Source organism: Sphaerisporangium sp. NPDC005288 (assembly GCF_040607475.1).
GTDB classification, from domain to species: Bacteria; Actinomycetota; Actinomycetes; order Streptosporangiales; family Streptosporangiaceae; genus Sphaerisporangium; species Sphaerisporangium rhizosphaerae.
Map to the genome: position 1 here is coordinate 85,826 of NZ_JBEXGT010000034.1, position 21,054 is coordinate 106,879.

Genomic DNA, 21,054 nt, shown 5'->3' on the forward strand with positions numbered 1-21,054 from the left:
ACCTCGGCGGCCGACATCTCCTCCTGTTCACGCGGGGGTGACTCCGGAGACCGCCGATCGGCGTACGGGGCCAGGCGACGGTCCGGCCCGGTCCGCCTCAGCCGTTCTTCTCTATCATTTCTGCCGCGTGCCGGAGTGCGCTGACGAGTTCAGGTAAGTGCGCGTCGGTGAAGCGGCCGGACATGCCGACCGCGGCGTACGGTGCCGAGCCGACGGTGACGGCAACGGTGCGTTCGGTTTTGCCGGCGCGCAGGGCGAAACCGGCTTCACGGATCTCCGCGAGATCGGTGAGGACCTGTTCGACCGGGGTCTCGTTCGCGCTGGTGGCCCACATGGCGCGGACGTTCTCGTCGTCCTGGCAGGCCAGCAGGGCCATCCCGAGGCCGGATCGGGTGACCGGGAACAGGCCGATCGGAAAGGCCCCGTGGTCACATTGGTGATCACGGGGCCTTTCCGTCTGGTCTGCTTCGCCAACGGTGTCCTCCCGGGCGGCGGGGCTCCGGCCGGGCGGAGATGTCCGGTCTCACCGGGCATATCGGCGTTCGCCAGGCTTGCAACGGTCTGGTATCGGGGCCTTGACGAGCGCTGTCGGCACGTGTGCAATGTCACACATCATCTGAGCCGTGCAGCACCCGCGAGGAGATACACGATGGGCAAATCGCGCATAGCGCTGGTCTGGTCGCTGGCGGCGGCCGTGGGCATGCTGACGGCCGGATGCGGCCAGGGCCTGCTCGGCGGCGGCTCGGAGGAGGGCGGGGACAAGGGCCCCATCGCCCTCGGCATGCTCGTCCCGCAGTCGGGCAGCGAGGCGGCCATCGGCCCGTACATGAAGAACGCCGCCCAGCTCGCCGTGGACGAGATCAACGGCAAGGGCGGCGTCCTCGGCCGCAAGCTGGAGCTCAAGGTCGCCGACGACGCCTGCGACGCCCAGACCGCCGTGGCCGGCGCCAACAAGCTCGTCACCGAGGGCGTCAAGGTCTCGGTCGGCGGTTACTGCTCGGGGGCCACGCTGCCCACGCTGCCGGTCTTCGGCAAGGCGAACATTCCGATGATCATCCCCGCGGCCAACTCGCAGGAGCTGGTCGACCAGCACCTCAAGCACGTCTTCCTGATCAACGGCACCGGCACCCAGCAGGCGACGGCCGCCATGGCGTGGATCACCAAGCAGGGCGCCAAGAACGTCGCGCTGGTGCACGACAACACCAGCTACTCCAAGGACATCGCCGTCCGCACCCAGAAGCTCCTGGACGAGCAGGGCGGCCCGGAGACGGCGATCCTCGAGGCGGTCACGCCCAAGGAGAGCGACTACAGCGCCAACATCCACAACATCATGGCCAAGAACCCCGACTTCGTGTACTGGACCGGCTACTTCCAGGAGGGCGGCCTGATCATCCGCCAGCTCCGGCAGGCCGGGTACAAGGGCGCCATCATGGTCGGCGACGGGTCGGTGTCGGAGAAGATCGCCGAGATCGCCGGGGCCGAGGCGGCCGAGGGCGTCTACGCCACGATGACCCAGACCCCCGAGACCCTTCAGGGCGCCGAGACCTGGATCGCCGACTACACCAAGAAGTTCGGCTCGCCCCCCGGCCCGTACTCCAACCAGGCTTACGACGCCGTGCGCCTGGCCGCCGAGGCCGTCAAGAACGCCGGGTCCACCGACGGCGCCAAGGTCATCTCCGCGCTGGAGGCCGTCAACGGGTTCGCGATGTTCTCCGGCCCGCTGAAGTTCACCCCCGACCACACCCTGTCCACCGGCGGCTTCCAGATCCTGGTCGTGAAGTCCGGCAAGTTCGCCCTGCAGGACGCGCTCAAGTGACCGTGCGCGAGCGACACCCAGGGACGGCCGGCGGCGCGCCGGCCGTCGCGGGCCCCGGAGGAAACCTCACATGTCACAGCTGATCTGGAACGGCCTGTTCGTCGGCTCGTTCTACGCGCTGGTGGCGCTGGGCTACAGCATGGTCTACGGGATCATGAAGCTGCTCAACTTCGCCCACGGCGACATCTACATGCTGGGCGCCTTCACCGGCTTCGCCGTCCTCGGCGCGGTCGGCGGCGTCTCGCCCGGCATGGCGCTCCCGGTGCTGCTCGGCGTGCTCGTCGTCACGATGGCCGTGACGGGCCTGTCCGGCGTGGTCCTCGAACGCGTCGCCTACCGCCCCCTGCGGAACGCGCCCAGGCTCTCGCTGCTCATCACCGCCGTCGGCGCCTCCTTCGCCCTGGAGTACGGCATGCGGGCCGCCGCGGGCGCCGACCCGCAGGTCTACCCGCTGCGGCTCGGCGGCACGGCGGTCCAGGTGCTGGGCGCCCGCGTCACCCTGCAGCAGATCGCGCTCATCATCGTCGCCGTCGCCCTGATGGCCGGGCTGAATCTGCTGGTCACGCGCACCCGCGAGGGACGCGCCATGCGCGCCATCGCCCTGGACCCGCGCACGAGCGCGCTGATGGGCATCAACGTCAACGCCGTCATCTCCCGCACCTTCTTCCTCGGCTCGGCGCTGGCCGGCGCGGCCGGGGTGATGGCCGGGGCCTACTACGGCAAGATCGACTTCCTGATGGGGTTCCTCATCGGGCTCAAGGCGTTCACCTCGGCGGTGATCGGCGGCATCGGCAACATCCCCGGCACCATGCTCGGCGGCCTGCTGCTCGGCCTGCTGGAGTCCTTCGGCACCTACTGGCTCGGCGGCGAGTGGCGCGACGTGTTCGCCTTCGGGGTGCTCATCCTGTTCCTGTCCGTGCGGCCGACCGGCCTGCTCGGCGAGCGCGTGACGGAGCGGGTATGACGACCGGCGCCAAGGCGCGCGGGCGGGGGACGCCCGTCGGCCGGGCCGCGTCGCGGCTGCTGGACAGCAAGTGGGCGGGCCTGGCCGGCCTGGCCGTCGCCGCCCTGGCCCCGTTCGTGATCGCCACCCCGTACGCGCTGTCGGTGATGACCAGCGCGGCCATCTTCGTCATGCTGGCCTCCGGCCTGAACATCGTCGTCGGCTTCTGCGGCCTGCTCGACCTCGGATACGTGGCCTTCTTCGCCGTCGGCGCCTACACCAGCGGCGTGCTGAGCACGCGGTTCGACCTTCCCCTGCTGGTCACGGTCCCCGCCGTCATCGCGGTGACCGTGGTCGCGGGCGTCGTGATCGGCGCCCCCACCCTGCGGCTGCGCAGCGACTACCTGGCCATCGTCACGCTCGGCTTCGGCGAGATCATCCGCATCACCGCCAACAACCTGGAGGTCACCGGCGGCCCCTCGGGGATCTACGGCATCCCCGGCCTCGGCGGCGGCCCGGTCGTCTTCTACTACCTCACGGTGGTGATCGTGGCGCTCGCGGTCATCGGCGCCTCCCGGCTCGGCCGCTCCCGCCTCGGGCGGGCGTGGCGGTTCGTCCGCGAGGACGAGGACGCCGCCGAGGCCATGGGCGTGCACACCTACCGGGTCAAGCTGGCCGCCTACATCGCGGGCGCCATCTGGGGCGGGCTGGCCGGCGTGCTGTTCGCCGCGCAGCTGTCGGCCATCTCGCCCGGCAGCTTCACCTTCCTGCAGTCGGCCCTGGTGCTCATGGCCGTGGTGCTGGGCGGCATGGGCTCGACGCCCGGCGTCGTGATCGGCGCCATCGTCATCAGCCTGCTGCCCGAGGTGCTGCGCGACTTCGCCGACTACCGGTTCTTCGCCTTCGGGGTGCTGCTCATCGTCGTCATGCTGCTCCGCCCGCAGGGGCTGTGGCCGCACCGGTCCAGGGAGGCGAGCTCATGACCCTGCTGGCGGTGGAGGATCTGCGGCTGTCCTTCGGCGGACTGCTGGCCATCGACGGGCTGTCGTTCACGGTCGGCGAGGCCGAGATCGTCTCGGTGATCGGCCCCAATGGCGCGGGGAAGACCTCCGCCTTCAACTGCGTGACCGGGTTCTACAAGCCCACGGCCGGGCGCGTCGTGCTGTCCGGCCGGGAGATCACCGGCCTGCGGCCCTCCCGCATCGCCGGGCTCGGGGTGGCGCGGACCTTCCAGAACCTGCGGCTGTTCGGCGAGATGTCGGTGCTGGACAACGTCCGCGCCGGGGCCCACCTGTGGCTGCGGCAGAACTTCCTGGACGCGCTGCTGCACACCCCGCGCTACCGCCGCGGCGAGCGGGAGGCCACCGAGCAGGCCCACCACTGGCTCGACTTCGTGGGCCTGCGCGGCGACCGGTTCGGCGAGGCCCGCCACCTGCCCTACGGCGAGCAGCGCAGGGTCGAGATCGCCCGCGCCCTGGCGCGCAGGCCCGGCCTGCTGCTGCTGGACGAGCCGGCGGCCGGGCTGAACCACGGCGAGAAGGCCGAGATGCTGGACCTGATCCGCAGGATCCGCGGCCTCGGCATCGCCATCGTGCTGATCGAGCACGACATGGGTCTGGTCATGGAGGTGTCCGAGCGGGTGGTCGTGCTGAACTTCGGCCGCGAGATCGCCGACGGCCGTCCCGAGGACGTGCGCCGCGACCCGGCCGTCATCGAGGCCTACCTCGGCAGCGACGACGCCGACGCCGACGCCTACGCCGACGAGGCGGGCGGCGGGACGGCGAGGGGAGGCCGCGATGGCGGCGCTTGAGATCGAGGGGCTGGACGTCCACTACGGCGGCGTCCACGCCCTGCGCGGGATGTCGCTCACCGTCGGGGAGGGCGAGGTCGTCGCCCTGCTCGGCAACAACGGGGCCGGCAAGACCACCACCCTGTCGGCGGCCTCCGGCCTGGTGCGCCCGACCGCCGGCACGATCACCTTCCGGGGCCGGGACGTGACCCGCGCCAGGCCCGAGGCCATCGTCGGCGCCGGCCTGGTGCACGTGCCCGAGGGGCGCAGGGTCTTCAGCACCCTCACCGTGCACGAGAACCTCCAGGTCGGCGGCTACCTGGTGCGCGACCAGGCGGAGGTCCGCCGGCGCATCGAGCGGGTGTACGCGCTGCTGCCGCGCCTGGCCGAGCGCCGCGCCCAGCAGGGCGGCACGCTGTCCGGCGGCGAGCAGCAGATGCTGGCCATCGGGCGCGCGATGGTCACCGGGCCGCGCATGCTGCTGCTGGACGAGCCCTCGATGGGCCTGGCCCCGCTCGTCGTCGCCTCGGTCATGGAACTGGTGCGCGAGGTCAACGCCGAAGGGGTCTCGGTGCTGCTGGTCGAGCAGAACGCCAAGGCCGCGCTCAAGATCGCCCACCGCGGCTACGTGATCGAGAACGGCCGGTGCGTGCTGGCCGGGTCGGCGGCGGAGCTGGCCGGCGACTCCCGCGTCGTCGAGGCATACCTGGGAGGGGTCTGACATGACCGCCACGCCCGAGCCGCCCGCCCACGGCGCCGAGATCCACACCGTCGACTACCACACCGGCGGCGAGCCGTTCCGCGTCGTCACCGCCGGGGTCGAAGGCATCCCCGGCGCCACGGTCCTGGACCGCCGCGACGCGGCCCGCGCGCCCGCGATCGACCGGGTGCGCAGGCTGCTGTGCCACGAGCCGCGCGGTCACGCCGACATGTACGGCTGCTTCCTGGTCCCGCCCGACGACCCCGGCGCCCACCTGGGCGCGCTGTTCTGGCACAAGGACGGCTACTCCACCGCCTGCGGCCACGGCACGATCGCCCTGGGCGTCCACGCCGTGGAGTCCGGGCTGGTCGAGGCCGGCCCCGACGGCGACACCGACGTGGTCGTCGACGTGCCCTCGGGACGGGTCACCGCGCGCGTCCGCCGCTCCGGCGGGCTGATCGAGTCGGTGACCTTCCGCAACGTGGCCTCCCACGTCGCCGCCCGGAAGGTGCCGGTGATCGCCGTCACCGCCGGCGGCGTCGCGGCGCAGGCCGAGGTCGACATCGCCTACGGCGGAGCCCTGTACGTCTCGGTGCCCGCCGGCGCGTTCGGGCTGGCCGTGGAGCCGCGCCACCTCACCGAGCTGATCGTCCTCGGCCGCTCGATCAAGGCGTTCCTCGCCGACCACCCCGCCGCGTGGCATCCCGCCGACGACCGGCTGTCGGGCATCTACGGGGTGATCTTCTACGACGAGCTCGCGCCGGGCCGCCAGCGCAACGTCACCGTCTTCGCCGACGGCGAGGTGGACCGCTCACCCTGCGGGTCCGGCACCGCCGCCCGGCTCGCCCTGCTGCACGCCGACGGGTTCACCGGGGAGCTCGTCCACGAGAGCATCGTCGGGAGCGTGTTCACCGGGCGGGTGGCCGAGGAGCGCGGGGAGGCCGTCATCCCCGAGATCACCGGCATGGCCTACCGGACCGGCGTCCACCGGTTCACCATCGACCCGCGCGACGCCCTCGGGGCGGGGTTCACGCTGCGATGAGCGAGCTGCCGTATCTCGACGGGGACACCGTGCGGGCGCTGATGCCGATGGACCGCGCCGTGCGCGTCCTGCACGACGCGCTGCGCGCCGGGCTCGACCCCGACGGCGGCCCGCCCCGCGCCGTGGCCGCCGTGCCCGCCGGGCAGCTCCTGCTGATGCCCGCCTGGCACGGCCGGCACGCGGGGGTCAAGGTCGCCGGGGTGGCGCCCGGCAACCCGGCGCGCGGGCTGCCGCGCATCCAGGGCGCCTACCTGCTGCTCGACGGGGACACCCTGGCCCCGCTGGCCGCGATGGACGGGGCCGCGCTCACCGCGCTGCGCACCCCGGCGGTCTCGGCGCTGGCCGCCGGGCTCCTGGCCCGGCCGGACGCGCGCTCGCTGACCGTCTTCGGCACCGGTCCCCAGGCGCGGGGCCACGTCGAGGCGCTGCGTTCCGTCCGCCCCGTCGAGCGGGTCACCGTCGTGGCCCGCGACCCCGCCCGCGCTCGCGCGTTCGCCGAACGGTGCGCCGGCCTCGGCCTCGCCGCGACGGCTCTGCGCATCGCCGGCGACGCCGTCCCGGCCGGTGGGGCCGGATCGGCGGGGACGGCGGAGGTGGAGGAGGCCGTGGCGTCCGCCGACCTGATCGCCTGCTGCACGAGCGCCAGAGAGCCGTTGTTCCCGGGCGCGCTCGTCGCCGACGGCGCCACCGTCGTCGCGGTCGGGTCGCACGAGCCGGACGCCCGCGAGATCGACGGTGAGCTGGTCGCGCGGGCGACCGTGGTCGTCGAGTCCCGGGCCGCCGCGCTCGCGGAGGCCGGCGACCTGGTCATCCCCGTCAAGACGGGCCTGATCGGAGCCGGCCACATCGCGGGCGACCTCGCCGAGCTCGTGCGGGGCGGCGTCGAGCCGGGCCCCGGCCCTCGCGTGTTCAAGAGCGTGGGCATGGCCTGGGAGGATCTGGTCGTGGCGGCCGCCGTCCACGAGGCGTGGGCGGGCCGATGAGCCTGGGGAGGGGTGCCGGGATGGCGAGGGCCGAGCGAGGTGGCCGGGCGTGCGCGCCCGCGCCGCATGACCGCGTGAGCGGCTCCGGGCGGCGTGACCGGGTGAGCGGCTCCATGGGAAGCGTCCGCGTGAGCGGCTCTTGGGGGACTGTCCGCGTGAGCGGCTCCGGGGGGAGTGTCCGGACGGGGCGCTCCGGGCGGGGTGGTCGGGCGTGAGCGAGGAGGGGAGGCTGGACCTGCCCGTCATGGGCGGGCGCCAGAGCCTGCGCGAGCAGGTCGCCCAGGCGCTGCGCGACGCGTTGGTGGCCGCCGAGATGCGCCCCGGCGTGGTGTACTCCGCCCCGGTGCTGGCCGCGCAGTTCGGCGTGTCGGCCACCCCGGTGCGCGAGGCGATGCTCGACCTGGCCAAGGAGGGCCTGGTCGAGGCGGTGCGCAACAAGGGGTTCCGGGTCACCGAGCTGTCCGAGCGCGACCTGGACGAGCTGACCGAGATCCGCAGGCTGCTGGAGGTCCCCACGGTCGCCCGGCTGGCGGGCGCCCCCGCCGCCGGGGACGCCGAGCGGCTGCGGCCGGTGGCCGAGGAGATCGTCTCGGCGGCGGAGCGCGGCGACCTGCTGGCCTACGTCAACGCCGACCTGCGCTTCCACATGGACCTGCTGGCCCTGGCCGGCAACGCCCACCTGGTGGAGATCGCCCGCGACCTGCGCTACCGCGCCCGGTTGTACGGCCTGAAGACCATGTCCGAGCGGGGCACGCTGGCCGACTCCGCCCGCGAGCACCTGGACATCCTGGACGCCCTCGCCCGCGGTGACGCCGAGGCCACCCGCACCCTCATGGACCACCACATCCAGCACGTGCGGGGCATCTGGGCCGACCGCCCGGAGTGACGAAGGGGCCCGAGGCCGGTACGCCGGAACCGCGGCCCGTCCCGCCCGTCCGCCCGTCTACGCGGTGAGGCGCCGCTCGAAGCCGGTGACCATGGCGAGCAGGCCGGCCTCGAACCACTCGTCGTAGAACGCCGCCACGGCGGGGTCGGCGACCGGGGCGGCCGGCCGCGTCCCCGGTGGGCGGCCGACCTGGGCCAGGGCGTGGCCGAGGACGTAGACGCCCACCGACTGCACGGCGGTCAGGGCGTCCTGCCGGGCGACGCCCGAGGCGGCGAAGCGCTCCAGCAGGCCGGCCAGCAGGGTGAGACCGGTGTCGACGTCGACGGGATGGGTGGCCAGCAGGGGCACGGCGTCGGGGTGGGCGAGCAGCGTCCGCCGGTAGGCGAGGGCGAACAGACGCAGGGCCTCGGTCCACGGGACGGCCGGGACGGGCTCGGCGACCGCCTCGGCGAACAGGTGGCCGACCAGCGCGGTGAGCAGGGCGTCGCGGTTGGGCAGGTGCCGGTACAGGGACATGGCCGCCACATCGAGACGGGTGCCCAGGCGGCGCATGGTCAGCGCCTCCAGCCCTTCGGCGTCGAGGATCTCCACGGCCGCGGCCACGATGCGCTCGCGGCTGAGCACGGCGGGCCGCCCGCCGCGCCCGGCCGCGCGGGGCCGGCTCCCCGCTGGTGGGTTCATGCGGTCAGGGTAGCGGCGAGGGTGGTCGCGAGCATCTGCAGGGAAAGCGCGCCCACCACCATGTGCTGGACGTCGATCACGACGTCGTGGCCGTCGGTGGACAGGATCTTCAGCGTGCGGCCGTAGTCGCGCAGGTAGGTCTCCCGCTGGGCGGCGGAGGCGGGGCGGAAGTAGGGCACCCACCAGTTCCACAGGTGGCCGCCCACGACCAGGCAGCACAGCAGGCTGGCCGTGATGAGCGACCAGGTCTGGTGCAGGGCGACCCCCGCGGCGATCAGCAGGGGGAAGGGGTAGTTGATCGCCGCCGCGGCCAGCCGCCGGCCGACGTTGCCGGGGGCCAGGTCGTTGAGCGGGAACATGGGCACCCACTCGGTCACGGCCAGCCAGGCCAGCCAGACGAGCGGGACGATGATCGCGAACGTGGTCATGGCGCCTCCATGTAGTTTGTGTACAAGGTAAGCTTACGTCGTACACAAACTAGGGCGCAAGAGTCCGGCCGGGCCTGGTGACCGAACGTTAAAGGCTGTTGACTGAGTAGGTAATACAGGGAAAGCTGGGACGGAGACCGGCCGCTCCCGAACGACCGTGGAGGCTTCATGAGCGTCACCGACGAACTGCTCGCCAACGCCGAGCGCTACGCGGCGGACTTCGGCAAGGGGCACCTGCCGCTGCCGCCCGCCCGGCAGGTCGCCGTCCTGGCCTGCATGGACGCCCGCCTCAATGTGTACGGGCTGCTCGGGCTCACCGAGGGCGACGCGCACGTCATCCGCAACGCCGGCGGGGTGGTCACCGCCGACGAGCGCCGCAGCCTCGCCATCAGCCAGCGCCTGCTCGGCACCCGCGAGATCATCCTCATCCACCACACCGACTGCGGCATGCTGACCTTCACCGACGACGCCTTCAAGGACGCCATCGCCGGCGAGACCGGCCTCAAGCCCGACTGGGCCGCCGAGGCGTTCGCCGACCTGGACGAGGACGTCCGCCAGTCCATCGCCCGCATCCACGCCGACCCGTTCATCCCCGTCAAGGACTCGGTCCGCGGCTTCGTCTACGAGGTGGAGACCGGCCGGCTCCGCGAGGTGAAGGCCTGACGGGCGGCCGGGCGAAGCCGCCGGCGTCGGGGGACGCGGGCGGGCGGCGGTCAGGTGGTGCGGGCGGTCACGTGCTGCGGGTCGCCCCTGCGGAGGCGATGACGACGCAGATGATGGCCGCCCATTCGCGCAGGTGGAGGACCTCGCCGAGCACCACGAGCCCGACCAGGGCGGCCATGGCGGGTTCCAGGCTCATCAGGATGCCGAAGACCCGCTTGGGCATCCGCCGCAGCGCCTCCAGCTCCACGCTGTAGGGGATGACCGACGACAGCAGGCCGACGCCCGCTCCCAGCAGCAGGAGCTCGGGGGTGAGCAGCGCCGTGCCGCCGCTGGTCACCCCGATCGGCGCGATCACGACCACCGCGACCAGCATGGCGAACGACAGCCCCGAGGTCCCCGGGAACCGGCCGCCCACGGCGGCCGAGAGCAGGATGTAAGCGGCCCAGCACCCGCCCGCCACGGCGGCGAACGCGATGCCGGCCCAGTTCAGCCCGCTCGTCTGGCCCCACGGCGCGAGCAGCAGGATGCCGGTGGCGGCCAGCGCCACCCACAGCAGGTCCTTGCGCCGGTGCGAGGCGGCGACCGCGACTCCGAGCGGTCCGAGGAACTCGATGGTCACGCAGATGCCCATCGGCAACCGGGCCAGGGCCTCGTAGAACGAGAGGTTCATCACGCCCAGCGTCACGCCGAAGGCCGCCCCCGCGGCCAGGTCGCGCCGGCTGAGCCCGCGCAGGCGGGGCCGGGCGACCACGGTGAGAATGGCCGCGCCCGCCGCGATGCGCAGGAACACCACCGCGCTGGGCGGCAGCGCGGCGAACAGGTTCTTCGCCAGGCCGGCGCCGATCTGCACCGACAGGATCGCCAGGATCACCAGTCCGGACGGGGGCACGGCGCCGATCGCGGCGCGCGCCATGGCGCCCGGCCGCGCCCGGCCCCGGGGGAAGGGGCCGGCGGAGGAGGACAGGGAGTGCACGGTCATGGGCGTCGGTCCTCGGATTCCTCGCACGGGGCGTGCGGTCGGGGAGGCGGGGCGGCCGGCCGCTCGCCGGCGGCACTCCGGCGCGTTAGAGCATAGGCCGCCGGACTCCTCAGATCGGCCACCGGGGGCCGCGTGGGCCGCTCTTCAGATCGGCCACCGGGCCGCACGGGCCGTCGACGCCGGTGTCGTCACCGGACCGGCGTCGCCGATGACCGACGTGCCGCCACCGCGGCGTTCCGCGGGCAACGCGCGCCGGCCGACACGGCCCACGCGCGGGCGCCCTGACTTCTGTGACAAGTTCGGCGATGCGCGTAGGGTGAGAGAGAAGCGGTGACTTGCTCGCGCCCGGTTCGAGCGCATAGGCGATTACTCTCGCACCGTGGGATCGGAATCCGATCGTGACAGCCCTGTCGATCCAGATGGCGCACGACCAAGATCGCACCACCCTCGCCCTGATCGGTGACCTCGACATGACCTCGGCCGTCCACCTGGACGACGCCGTCGAGGCGGCACTGTACGACGGTCATCGGCACCTCACCGTGGACGCCTCCGAACTGGCCTTCTGCGACTCCTCGGGACTGTGGGCGTTGCTGCGGGCCCAGCGCGCCTTGGCGCAGGTCCAGGGCACCATGACGCTCACAGGCGTTCACGGCGTCCTGCGGCGCGTTCTGGAGGTCACCCGGCTCGCCGACGCCTTCACCATTCAGCACACCCCGCCTCCCGCCGCCTGCCGGGTACCGCACCGGGCGCCCCTCAGAACCCGGTCGGCGTAGTCCGGCGCCTCACTCCCAGCGGAACAAGCGGGACGCCAGGGCCAGGGAGACCACGGCCCACGCCAGCAGGACGAGCACGTCGCGCGCCGGGAAGCCGCTCGCCCCGGACAGCGCCGCGCGCACCCCCTCGGTCAGCGCCGTGATCGGCAGCAGCTCAACGACGGCGCGCAGCGGGTGCGGGAAGGCCGACACCGGCACCACCACGCCGCCGAGGCCGAGCAGCACCAGGTAGACGAGGTTGGCGGCCGCCAGTGTGGCCTCGGCGCGCAAAGTGCCCGCCATCAGCAGGGCCAGCCCGCTGAATGCGGCCGTGCCGAGCAGGAGCAGCAGCGCGGCCCACAGCGGGTTGCCCCGGGGATGCCAGCCCATGGCCAGGGCGACGGCCGCCACGACCACCACCTGCAGCGCCTCCACGGTGATCACCGCGAGGGTCTTGGCCAGCAGCAGGCCGGGCCGGGACAGGGGAGTGGCGCCCAGGCGCTTGAGCACCCCGTACCGCCGTTCGAAGCCGGTGCCGATCGCCTGCCCGGTGAAGGCCGTGGACATGATCGCGAGCGCGAGCACGCCGGGGGTGACGAAGTCGACCCGCCTGCCGGGCACCTCCAGCAACGGGATCGCGGAGAAGCCCACCAGCACCAGGATCGGGATGATCAGCGTGAGCAGGAGCTGCTCGCCGTTGCGCAGCACGGCCCGGATCTCCGCGCCGGCCTGCGCGAGCACCATGCGGCGCAGCGGCGCCGCTCCCGGAGCCGGCGTGAAGTCGAGCACGGGCGCGGTCACCGGGATCTCCTCGAGAGCATCGGGGTCAGAGAGTGGGCGCCCGGCGTCGCGATGCCCGCGGGGGCCGGGACGCGAGCGGAGGCGGCCCGGGCGAGGGCGCGCGAGCGCGGAGGGGTCATCGCAGTTCCCGTCCGGTGAGTTCGAGGAAGACGTCCTCCAGGGTGCGGCGCTCGACGCTCAGGTCGTCGGTGGTGACGCCCTCGGAGGCGCACCAGGCGGTCACCGTGCCCAGCAGTTCGGGACCCACGTGGCCCTCGATGACGTAGTGGCCGCTCGGGGACTCCTTGGCCGTGCTCCCCGTGGGCAGCGCGTTCAGCAGTTCGTCCAGGTCGAGCCCGGGGCGCGCCCGGAAGCGCAGCTGGCGCTCGGCCCCGGTGAGCGACCGGGGGCTGCCCTCGGCCACGACCCTGCCGCGGTCGATGATGACGACCTTGTCGGCGAGCTTCTCGGCCTCGTCCATGTGGTGGGTGGTCAGCACCGTGGAGACCCCGCGGGCGCGCAGCTCGGCGATGACGTCCCAGCAGGCGTGCCGCGCCTGCGGGTCGAGCCCGGCGGTCGGCTCGTCGAGGAAGACCAGCTCGGGCCGGCCGATGATCGCGGCCGCCAGCGACAGGCGCTGCTGCTGTCCGCCGGACAGGCGGCGGTAGGGGGTGCGGGCGTGCTCGGTCAGGCCGAGCCGGTCGAGCAGGACGCCGGGGTCGAGAGGGGCGGCGTGGAAGCGGGCCACCAGCCGCAGCCACTCCCCGGCGCGGGCGGCCGGGGGCACGCCGCCGGACTGCGGCATCACCCCGACCCGGGGTTTGAGCGCGGCCCCGTCGCGCGCGGGATCCAGGCCGAGCACGCGCACGGTGCCGCCGTCGGCGCGCCGGAACCCCTCGCAGATCTCCACGGTGGAGGTCTTGCCCGCGCCGTTGGGGCCGAGGATCGCGGTGACCGCGCCGCGTTCGGCGACGAGGCTCAGACCGTTGATCGCGAGCGTGCGGCCGTATCGCTTGACCAGGTCGGTGAGCGCGACGGCTGGGGCGTTCATGAGGACGAGTCTAGGGACCGCGCGCCGCGGTCCCGGCGGCGACCGGGGCGTCCGGTGCCGCGCGACGGTAAAGCTTCGCGTGCCGCGTGACGGTAAAGCTTCGCAGCACTTCCCATCAAGGCGGGCGGTCGCGGGACATGTCGGCCGTGTCGCCGTGTGAGGCTGACGCTCGTCCCCTGCCGCGCCCGCGCGGACGCGGGCGGCGGCTCGGGCGTTGAACATCCGCCGTCAAGGAGGTCCGGCATGCCCACGCGTACCGGTTACAAGCCCGGCGTGCCCTGCTGGGTGGACCTCGCCAGCACCGACCTCACCGCGTCGGTCGCCTTCTACGAGGCGCTGTTCGGCTGGCGGGCCGCGTTCGACACCTGCGGGGAAGCGGGGGTGTACGGCCGTTTCTCCCAGGGGGGCAGGCTGGTGGCGGGCATCGGCCCGACGTTCTCCCCTGACCGTCCCTCGGCCTGGAACACCTACTTCGCCACCGGGGACGCCGAGTCGGCCACCGAGCGGATCAAGGAGGCGGGGGGACGGGTCGCCGTCGGGCCGGTCCAGGTCTTCGACGAGGGCACCATGGCGGTCTTCCAGGACCCCGAAGGCGCCTCGTTCCTGGTCTGGGAGCCGGTGCGGCACCAAGGCGCGCAGCTCGTGGACGAGCCGGTCGCGCTCTGCTGGAGCGAGCTGGCCTGCCGCGACCCCGAGGGGGCGAAAGCCTTCTACGGCGAGGTCTTCGGCTGGAGCGCCCGGAGCCTGACGGGCCCCGGGGGCGGCGACCGCGCCGAGTGGCTGCTGGACGGCAGGCCCGTGGCCGGCCTGCGGACCATGAACGGAGTGCCCTCCCCTCCCGGCCGCGGGACGCCGTCCCTGGGGGAGCGGGTGGCGCCGTCTCCGGGAGGTGCGCCGTCCGTGCCGGAGGCAGGTACGCGGTCCGTGTCCGAGGCAGAAACGCCGCCCGTGCCGGACCGCGGGGCGCCGTCCTCGCCGGACGCGCCGCACTGGCTGGCGGTCTTCGCCGTGGCCGGCTGCGAGGCCACCGCCGTCCTCGCCGAACGGTGCGGCGGCGCGGTCGTGAGCCCGCCGCGGGACCTGCCCGCCGGACGGCACGCCGTGCTCGCCGATCCGTGCGGCGCCGTCTTCGCCGTCATGGCTCCGAGCCCTCCCGGCGGGGCCCGGCCGGCGCTCCCCTCGTCCGGGGAGAGCGGACCTCCTCTTAACGGGCAGGTTGCGCCCCGAGGGTAGAATCGCCTGGTAGCGGGGCTACCGGCAGGGTCCACCATGAGCGCAACCCGATCGGGACGGAGTGTCGGAAGAGGGCTGACACCCCTCATGCTCATCGCGAGCAGCGTGCTCGCGATGCTGGTGGGGCTTGTCTTCGGGGCGCCGTTCTGGGCGATCACCGACCTGCTCCGCGCGACGGACGCGCGAGAGCACACCCGCGTCACGCTCGTCGAGATGAACGGCCTCCAGAAGCTCGTCCTCGACCTCGAGACGGGGGCGCGCGGCTACCTCATCACCCGTCAGCAGCGTTTCCTCCAGCCGTGGGAGGCCGCCAGGGAGGCCTTCCCGGGGGAGGCGCGGAAGGTGATCGCTCTCGCCCGCACGACCGAGCTGCGGCGCCAGGCCGTCGAGATCGCCGGTGACGGCGATTCCTTCCTCCGCGACTATTCGGTCCCGCTGGTCGAGGCGGCGAAGCGGGGGGATCCCTCCGCCTGGAGCGTGGCGACGACGGTGGAAGGGAAACGACGCGTCGACCACTTCAGGGCTCAGTTCGACCGGTTCGACCGCGAGGCGCGGTCCATATTGGCGGCGCAGGAGCAGGCCGCCGAGGCCAAGGTTCGCTGGGCGACCGCGGCGGCGGCCGGCGGGCTGGTGGCATCGGTCCTCCTCATCGCCGGTTACAACGGGTATCTGACACGGGCGATCGTCCGGCCGGTGCGCCGGGCGGCCGCCGTCGCCACCAGGCTCGCCGGCGGTGACCTCTCGGCGCGCATGCCCGAAACCGGCACCGGCGAGATAGGGGCGCTCGAAGCCGCGTTCAACGGCATGGGGAGTTCGCTGGAGGAGAGCCGCAGGCTGGCGGACGAGGCGCACATGCGCCTCAAGCTGCTGTACGAGGCCGGCACGGCGGTGGGCACCACGCTCGACGTGGGCCGGACGGCGGAAGAACTGGTGCAGGTGGTGGTCCCCGAGTTCGCCGACTTCGTCACCGTCGACCTATCGGTGTCCGTCCAGCGAGGTGAGGAGCATCCTCCGGCCGAGTGGGAGCAACTGTGCCGGGTGGCCAGGGGAGGCATCGGGGAGGTCGTCCCCTTCCAGCCGGCGGGCAGCCTGATCACCTGGCGGCCGTCCACCCCGCAGGCGGACAGTCTCCGCCACGGGATCACCATGGTCGAGCCCGACCTGCGGGGTGGCACCGCATGGCGGTCCCAGGACGGCGAGGAGGCCGCGCGGATCCTCGATCGCGGCTGCCATTCGCTGATCACGACCCCGCTGTCCGCTCATGGAATGCGGATGGGCGTGGTCAGCTTCTGGCGCTCCCATCCGCATGAGGCATTCGACGATGAGGATCTGTCCTACGCGGCGGAGCTGGTCGCCAAGGCCGGCGTCGCCATCGACAACGCCCGCCGCTACACCCAGGAGCGCGACACGGCGCTGACCCTGCAGCGCAGCCTGCTGCCCCAGCGGCTGTGCGACCGGCCGGCGGTGGAGATCGCCTCCCGTTACCTGCCCGCGGGTGTGCAGGCGGGTGTGGGGGGCGACTGGTTCGACGTGATCCCCCTGTCCGGCTGCCGGGTCGCCCTGGTCATCGGGGACGTCGTCGGCCACGGCATCCACGCCTCCGCCACCATGGGGCGGCTGCGCACCGCCGTGCGCACGCTGGCCGACGTCGACCTGCCGCCCGACGAGCTTCTCACCCATCTGGACGACCTGGTCATCCACCTGCTCAACGAGCAGCAACCCGGCGCGTCCGAAGGCGAGGCGGGGATCTTCGGGGAGCTGGGAGCCACGTGCGTGTACGCCGTCTACGATCCGGTCTCGCGGTGTTGCACCATGGCCACCGCCGGTCACTTCCTGCCCGTCCTGATCATGCCCGACGGCACCACGGAGGTCGTGAACGGGCCTGTCGGCCCTCCCCTCGGCATCGGCGGCCTGCCCTTCGAGACCACCGAGCTGTTCCTGGCCCCCGGCAGCGTGATCGCCCTGTTCACCGACGGCCTGGTCGAAGTCCGCGACCGCGACATCGAGCAGGGGCTCGCCGAGTTGCGCCGTGCCCTGGCGATGCCGGCGGCGTCGCTCGAAGACGCCTGCGACGTCGTGACCGGTGCGCTGCTCGACGGTCGTCGCGCGACCGATGACGCGGCCCTTCTCCTCGCCCGCACCGGAGCCCTCTCTGCGGACCGGTTCGCCACGTGGGACGTCCCTGCCGACCCGGCCCGGGTCTCGCACGCCCGCCGGCTGGCCATGGACCAGCTCCACGCCTGGGGCCTGGACGAGATGGAGTTCATCACCGAACTCGTGGTCAGCGAACTGGTCACCAACGCCATCCGCCACGCGGCTCCCCCGATCCAGCTGCGGCTGATCCGCGGCAACACGCTGATCTGCGAGGTCTCGGACGGCAGCAGCACCGCGCCCCACTTGCGCCGAGCCCGCGTCTTCGATGAGGGGGGCCGCGGGCTGCTGCTGGTCGCACAGCTGACCCAGGGCTGGGGGACGAGGCAGACCACCTCGGGCAAGACGATCTGGTGCGAACAGGTTCTGCCGGCCTCCGTGCCGAGCGATGGGGCACGCGAGGCGTTCCCGGAAGTCGTGTGAGCGTGGCGTCACCGGCGAGGGGATCCTGCGCCCGCTCCCGCGGAAGGTCCATGGCCGGTTCGAGGGCGTCCGTTTCGAGGGCGTCCGGTTCGAGGGCGTCCGCGAAGACGGGGACCGGAAAGTTATAGGGAACCGGGAATTAGGTGGGCTTTGTAGAGGTTGGGGGTTCCTCGCCCCCTTGTGGGCTGTTTCATACCTCAGCTCACGAAAGGGATCGCATGCGCGCGACCGCTGTGCAGCAAGACGCCCCGGCGGATCGCTCCGCCGGCCAGAGGCGCCGGCGGGGAGTGCTCGTGCTCATCCTGGGCGCGCTGTCGGCGATCGGGCCGCTGTCCATCGACATGTACCTGCCCGCGCTGCCGGCCATCAGCGGGGAGATGATGACCGGGGCCGCCCAGATCCAGCTCACGCTGACCGCCTGCCTGGTCGGGGTCTCGGTGGGCCAGCTCGTCGCCGGGCCGCTGAGCGACGTGCGGGGACGGCGCGGCCCGCTGATCTTCGGGGTCGGCGCCTACGCGCTCGCCTCGCTGCTGTGCGCGTTCGCCCCCACGGTCTGGGCGCTGGTCGGGCTGCGCCTGGTGCAGGGCCTGGCCGGCGGCGCGGCGCTGGTGATCGTCCGGGCGATCGTGCGCGACCTCTACGACGGACCGGCGATCGCGCGCATCTTCGCGACGCTGATGCTGGTGAGCGGGCTGGCGCCCATCCTGGCCCCGATCGCCGGGGCCCAGTTGCTGCGGGTCACCTCCTGGCGCGGGGTGTTCGTCGCCCTCGGCGCCGCCGGGCTGGTCCTGCTGCTGGCCGTGCTGGCCGGTGTGCGTGAGACGCTGCCGGCCGGGGAGCGGGGCGGCGGCGGGTTGCGGCACACTCTGGTGATCTTCGGAGTGCTGCTGCGCGACCGGTCGTTCATGGCGGCGGCGATGGCGGGCGGGCTCGGCTTCGCCGGCATGTTCGCCTACATCTCGGGGTCGCCGTTCGTGCTCCAGGAGATCTACGGGGTGTCCCCGACCGGCTTCTCGGTGATCTTCGCGACCAACGCGCTCGGCCTGACCCTGATGGCCCAGGTGGGCGGCCGGGCCGCGGGCCGGGTCCCCCCGGCGCGGCTGGTGCTGATCGGCCTGCTGCTGGGCGTGGTCGGCGCCGCCGGTCTGGCCGGCGCCGTGCTCGCCGGCCTCGGCCTGCCCGTGGTGGTCGCCTCTCTGTTCACGCTGATGTGCGGGGCCGGGCTCTCGTTGCCCGGGTCGGGGGCGCTCGCGCTGGCCGGCCAGGCGCCCCAGGTGGCCGGCAGCGCCTCCGCGCTGCTCGGCCTGCTGCAGTTCGGCTTCGGCGGGCTGTCCGCGCCGCTCGCGGGCCTTGGCGGCACCGGGACGGCGCTGCCGATGGCGCTGGTCATGGTGGTGCTCACCGTGGCGGCCCTGATGACCTTCCTCGGGCTGCGCCGCCGCACGCCCGCGACCGGCGTTTCCCCAGCTTAGGTAAGCCTTACCTGCGTGACGTACCCCATGAACGTCGAGTTGTGTGCCGGGAAGGAATTACGGCACACTGATGTTGTGAAAAACGTGACCGGGATGACGAACGCCGAGAAGGGCGCCGAGCGCGGTACGCGCGCGCGCGTCGCACGGCTCATCCTGGAGCACGGCCCGATCAACGCCGCCGCCCTGGGTGAGCGGCTCGGGCTGACACCGGCGGCGGTGCGCAGACACCTCGACGCGCTGCTCGCCGAAGGCATGATTGAGCCCCGCACGGTGCGTCCCCGCGGTCAGCGAGGGCGCGGGCGGCCCGCCAAGCTGTTCGTGATCACCGACGCGGGCCGCAGCGCCTTCGTGCACGCCTACGACGGCCTGGCCGGGGGCGCCCTGCGCTTCCTCGCCGAGCGCGCGGGCGAGGAGGCCGTCGCGGAGTTCGCCCGGTCCCAGGTGAGCGGCCTGGTGCGGCGGCTGGCCCCGGCGATGAGCGAGGTGCCCGCCGACCAGCGGGTGCGCGTGCTCGCCGAGGCGCTGACCGCAGACGGCTATGCAGCCTCGGCCAGCCAGGCGAAGTCGGGCGGCGAGCAGTTGTGCCAGCACCACTGCCCCGTGGCGCACGTGGCGGCGGAGTTCCCGCAGTTGTGCGAGGCCGAGACCGAGGCCTTCGGGCAGCTTCTCGGCACCCCCGTCCAGCGCCTGGCGACCATCGCCCACGGCGACGGGGTGTGCACCACCCACGTGAGCCCGAGGGCGCTGGCCGCACAGCGGAACCAACCTGTGACCCCCCGGCGCACCGCGACCGTGGACACCTCAGACGACTCCGGCGATGTGACCATAAGCACTTCGCGGAACGCGATCGAGAGCAAGGAGACCGGAAGGTGACTCTCACCGACCGCCCGGAGCTTGAAGGCCTCGGGAATTACAAGTTCGGCTGGGCCGACGCCGACGTGGCCGGCGCGACCGCGCGCCGCGGCCTGTCCGAAGAGGTCGTGCGAAACATCTCCGCGTTGAAGAACGAGCCCGAGTGGATGCTCGACCTGCGGCTGAAGGGCCTTCGCCTGTTCGGCAAGAAGCCCATGCCCACGTGGGGGTCCGACCTGTCGGGCATCGACTTCGACAACATCAAGTACTTCGTCCGCTCCACCGAGAAGCAGGCCGCCTCCTGGGACGAGCTGCCGGCGGACATCAAGAACACCTACGACAAGCTGGGCATCCCCGAGGCCGAGAAGCAGCGCCTGGTCGCCGGCGTCGCCGCGCAGTACGAGTCCGAGGTCGTCTACCACAAGATCCGTGAGGACCTCGAGGAGAAGGGCGTCATCTTCCTCGACACCGACACCGGCCTCAAGGAGCACCCCGAGATCTTCAAGGAGTACTTCGGGTCTGTCATCCCGGTCGGCGACAACAAGTTCGCCTCGCTGAACACCGCGGTGTGGTCGGGCGGCTCGTTCATCTACGTGCCGCCGAACGTGAACGTCGAGATCCCGCTGCAGGCCTACTTCCGGATCAACACCGAGAACATGGGCCAGTTCGAGCGCACGCTGATCATCGTCGACGAGGGCTCCTACGTCCACTACGTCGAGGGCTGCACGGCGCCGATCTACTCCTCCGACTCGCTGCACAGCGCGGTCGTCGAGATCATCGTGAAGAAGAACGCCCGGTGCCGTTACACGACCATCCAGAACTGGTCGAACAACGTCTACAACCTGGTGACCAAGCGCGCCGTCGCCTACGAGGGCGCCACCATGGAGTGGATCGACGGCAACATCGGCTCCAAGGTCACGATGAAGTACCCGGCCGTGTACCTCATGGGCGAGCACGCCAAGGGCGAGACGCTGAGCGTCGCCTTCGCCGGCGAGGGCCAGCACCAGGACGCCGGCGCCAAGATGGTGCACCTGGCGCCCAAGACCTCCTCGACGATCGTCTCCAAGTCGGTCGCGCGCGGCGGCGGCCGCACCTCCTACCGGGGCCTGGTCCAGATTGAGGAGGGCGCGGCGGGCTCGGCCTCCACGGTCAAGTGCGACGCCCTGCTCATCGACCAGATCAGCCGCTCCGACACCTACCCCTACGTCGACGTCCGCGAGGACGACGTCTCCATGGGGCACGAGGCGACCGTCTCCAAGGTGTCGGACGACCAGCTGTTCTATCTCATGAGCCGCGGCCTGAACGAGGACGAGGCCATGGCGATGATCGTGCGCGGCTTCGTCGAGCCGATCGCCCGCGAGCTGCCCATGGAGTACGCGCTCGAGCTGAACCGGCTCATCGAGCTGCAGATGGAAGGAGCGGTGGGCTGA

21 protein-coding genes are annotated in these 21,054 nt (G+C 72.6%); 15 read left to right on the top strand and 6 right to left on the bottom strand.

The features are described from left to right. Window positions 1-97: 97 nt before the first annotated feature. Window positions 98-376 carry a hypothetical protein gene (locus ABZU32_RS28370; RefSeq protein ID WP_354926710.1) on the bottom strand — a complete coding sequence of 93 codons (279 nt, stop codon included), beginning with the start codon at window positions 374-376 and terminating at the stop codon, window positions 98-100. A 273-nt stretch (window positions 377-649) separates the two neighbouring features. Here ABZU32_RS28370 and ABZU32_RS28375 point away from each other — a divergent pair, with 273 nt between their 5' ends. From ABZU32_RS28375 to ABZU32_RS28410, 8 genes are all read left to right on the top strand, one after another. Next, window positions 650-1,816 carry a branched-chain amino acid ABC transporter substrate-binding protein gene (locus ABZU32_RS28375; protein ID WP_354844880.1) on the top strand — a complete coding sequence of 389 codons (1,167 nt, stop codon included), beginning with the start codon at window positions 650-652 and terminating at the stop codon, window positions 1,814-1,816. Window positions 1,817-1,886: 70 nt separating this feature from the next. Further along, window positions 1,887-2,780, top strand: a complete 894-nt coding sequence (locus tag ABZU32_RS28380) for a branched-chain amino acid ABC transporter permease (RefSeq protein ID WP_354844883.1) — start codon at window positions 1,887-1,889, stop codon at window positions 2,778-2,780. After that, window positions 2,777-3,742: a branched-chain amino acid ABC transporter permease gene (locus ABZU32_RS28385; protein WP_354926712.1), complete on the top strand. Its 966-nt coding sequence runs from the start codon at window positions 2,777-2,779 to the stop codon at window positions 3,740-3,742. The genes ABZU32_RS28380 and ABZU32_RS28385 overlap by 4 nt, the downstream gene beginning before the upstream one ends. After that, window positions 3,739-4,569: an ABC transporter ATP-binding protein gene (locus tag ABZU32_RS28390; RefSeq protein ID WP_354926714.1), complete on the top strand. Its 831-nt coding sequence runs from the start codon at window positions 3,739-3,741 to the stop codon at window positions 4,567-4,569. Before ABZU32_RS28385 ends, ABZU32_RS28390 begins: the two co-directional genes overlap by 4 nt. Next, window positions 4,556-5,269, top strand: a complete 714-nt coding sequence (locus ABZU32_RS28395) for an ABC transporter ATP-binding protein (RefSeq protein WP_354926716.1) — start codon at window positions 4,556-4,558, stop codon at window positions 5,267-5,269. Before ABZU32_RS28390 ends, ABZU32_RS28395 begins: the two co-directional genes overlap by 14 nt. Window position 5,270: 1 nt before the next feature. Next, window positions 5,271-6,290, top strand: coding sequence for a proline racemase family protein (locus ABZU32_RS28400; RefSeq protein WP_354926718.1), 1,020 nt, complete (start codon window positions 5,271-5,273; stop codon window positions 6,288-6,290). Then, a complete protein-coding gene (locus tag ABZU32_RS28405) occupies window positions 6,287-7,273 on the top strand; it encodes an ornithine cyclodeaminase family protein (protein ID WP_354926720.1) in 987 nt (328 codons plus the stop codon). The genes ABZU32_RS28400 and ABZU32_RS28405 overlap by 4 nt, the downstream gene beginning before the upstream one ends. A gap of 211 nt (window positions 7,274-7,484) precedes the next feature. Further along, window positions 7,485-8,159 carry a GntR family transcriptional regulator gene (locus ABZU32_RS28410; protein WP_354844898.1) on the top strand — a complete coding sequence of 225 codons (675 nt, stop codon included), beginning with the start codon at window positions 7,485-7,487 and terminating at the stop codon, window positions 8,157-8,159. A gap of 57 nt (window positions 8,160-8,216) precedes the next feature. Here the strand turns inward: ABZU32_RS28410 and ABZU32_RS28415 are convergent, their stop codons facing one another. After that, complete coding sequence (locus ABZU32_RS28415; protein ID WP_354926722.1) at window positions 8,217-8,840, bottom strand: TetR/AcrR family transcriptional regulator C-terminal domain-containing protein; 624 nt, start codon at window positions 8,838-8,840, stop codon at window positions 8,217-8,219. Continuing rightward, entirely contained in the window at window positions 8,837-9,268 is a 432-nt protein-coding gene (locus ABZU32_RS28420) for a hypothetical protein (RefSeq protein ID WP_354926724.1), read from the bottom strand. The genes ABZU32_RS28415 and ABZU32_RS28420 overlap by 4 nt, the downstream gene beginning before the upstream one ends. 168 nt (window positions 9,269-9,436) lie before the next feature. Here ABZU32_RS28420 and ABZU32_RS28425 point away from each other — a divergent pair, with 168 nt between their 5' ends. Next, window positions 9,437-9,931 (top strand): carbonic anhydrase, encoded by a 495-nt coding sequence (locus tag ABZU32_RS28425; RefSeq protein WP_354844905.1) that lies wholly within the window; start codon window positions 9,437-9,439, stop codon window positions 9,929-9,931. 67 nt (window positions 9,932-9,998) lie between these two features. Here the strand turns inward: ABZU32_RS28425 and ABZU32_RS28430 are convergent, their stop codons facing one another. Then, a complete protein-coding gene (locus ABZU32_RS28430) occupies window positions 9,999-10,910 on the bottom strand; it encodes an EamA family transporter (protein WP_354926726.1) in 912 nt (303 codons plus the stop codon). Window positions 10,911-11,308: 398 nt separating this feature from the next. On the opposite strand from ABZU32_RS28430, the gene ABZU32_RS28435 reads away from it, so the two are divergent. Beyond that, entirely contained in the window at window positions 11,309-11,683 is a 375-nt protein-coding gene (locus tag ABZU32_RS28435) for an STAS domain-containing protein (protein WP_354926728.1), read from the top strand. Between the two features lie 9 nt (window positions 11,684-11,692). Here ABZU32_RS28435 and ABZU32_RS28440 read toward each other — a convergent pair whose 3' ends face one another. After that, window positions 11,693-12,406, bottom strand: coding sequence for an ABC transporter permease (locus ABZU32_RS28440; protein ID WP_354926744.1), 714 nt, complete (start codon window positions 12,404-12,406; stop codon window positions 11,693-11,695). A gap of 172 nt (window positions 12,407-12,578) precedes the next feature. Beyond that, entirely contained in the window at window positions 12,579-13,493 is a 915-nt protein-coding gene (locus tag ABZU32_RS28445) for an ABC transporter ATP-binding protein (RefSeq protein WP_354926730.1), read from the bottom strand. Between the two features lie 243 nt (window positions 13,494-13,736). Here ABZU32_RS28445 and ABZU32_RS28450 point away from each other — a divergent pair, with 243 nt between their 5' ends. The 5 genes from ABZU32_RS28450 to sufB all read left to right on the top strand — a co-directional run bounded on the left by ABZU32_RS28450 (window position 13,737) and on the right by sufB (window position 21,054). Beyond that, window positions 13,737-14,726, top strand: coding sequence for a VOC family protein (locus ABZU32_RS28450; protein WP_354926732.1), 990 nt, complete (start codon window positions 13,737-13,739; stop codon window positions 14,724-14,726). An 87-nt stretch (window positions 14,727-14,813) separates the two neighbouring features. Continuing rightward, window positions 14,814-17,300: a SpoIIE family protein phosphatase gene (locus tag ABZU32_RS28455; protein ID WP_354926734.1), complete on the top strand. Its 2,487-nt coding sequence runs from the start codon at window positions 14,814-14,816 to the stop codon at window positions 17,298-17,300. A gap of 293 nt (window positions 17,301-17,593) precedes the next feature. Continuing rightward, complete coding sequence (locus ABZU32_RS28460; RefSeq protein WP_354926736.1) at window positions 17,594-18,772, top strand: multidrug effflux MFS transporter; 1,179 nt, start codon at window positions 17,594-17,596, stop codon at window positions 18,770-18,772. Between the two features lie 93 nt (window positions 18,773-18,865). Beyond that, window positions 18,866-19,645: a winged helix-turn-helix transcriptional regulator gene (locus ABZU32_RS28465; protein WP_354926746.1), complete on the top strand. Its 780-nt coding sequence runs from the start codon at window positions 18,866-18,868 to the stop codon at window positions 19,643-19,645. After that, complete coding sequence (gene sufB / locus ABZU32_RS28470) at window positions 19,642-21,054, top strand: Fe-S cluster assembly protein SufB (RefSeq protein WP_354844928.1); 1,413 nt, start codon at window positions 19,642-19,644, stop codon at window positions 21,052-21,054. The genes ABZU32_RS28465 and sufB overlap by 4 nt, the downstream gene beginning before the upstream one ends.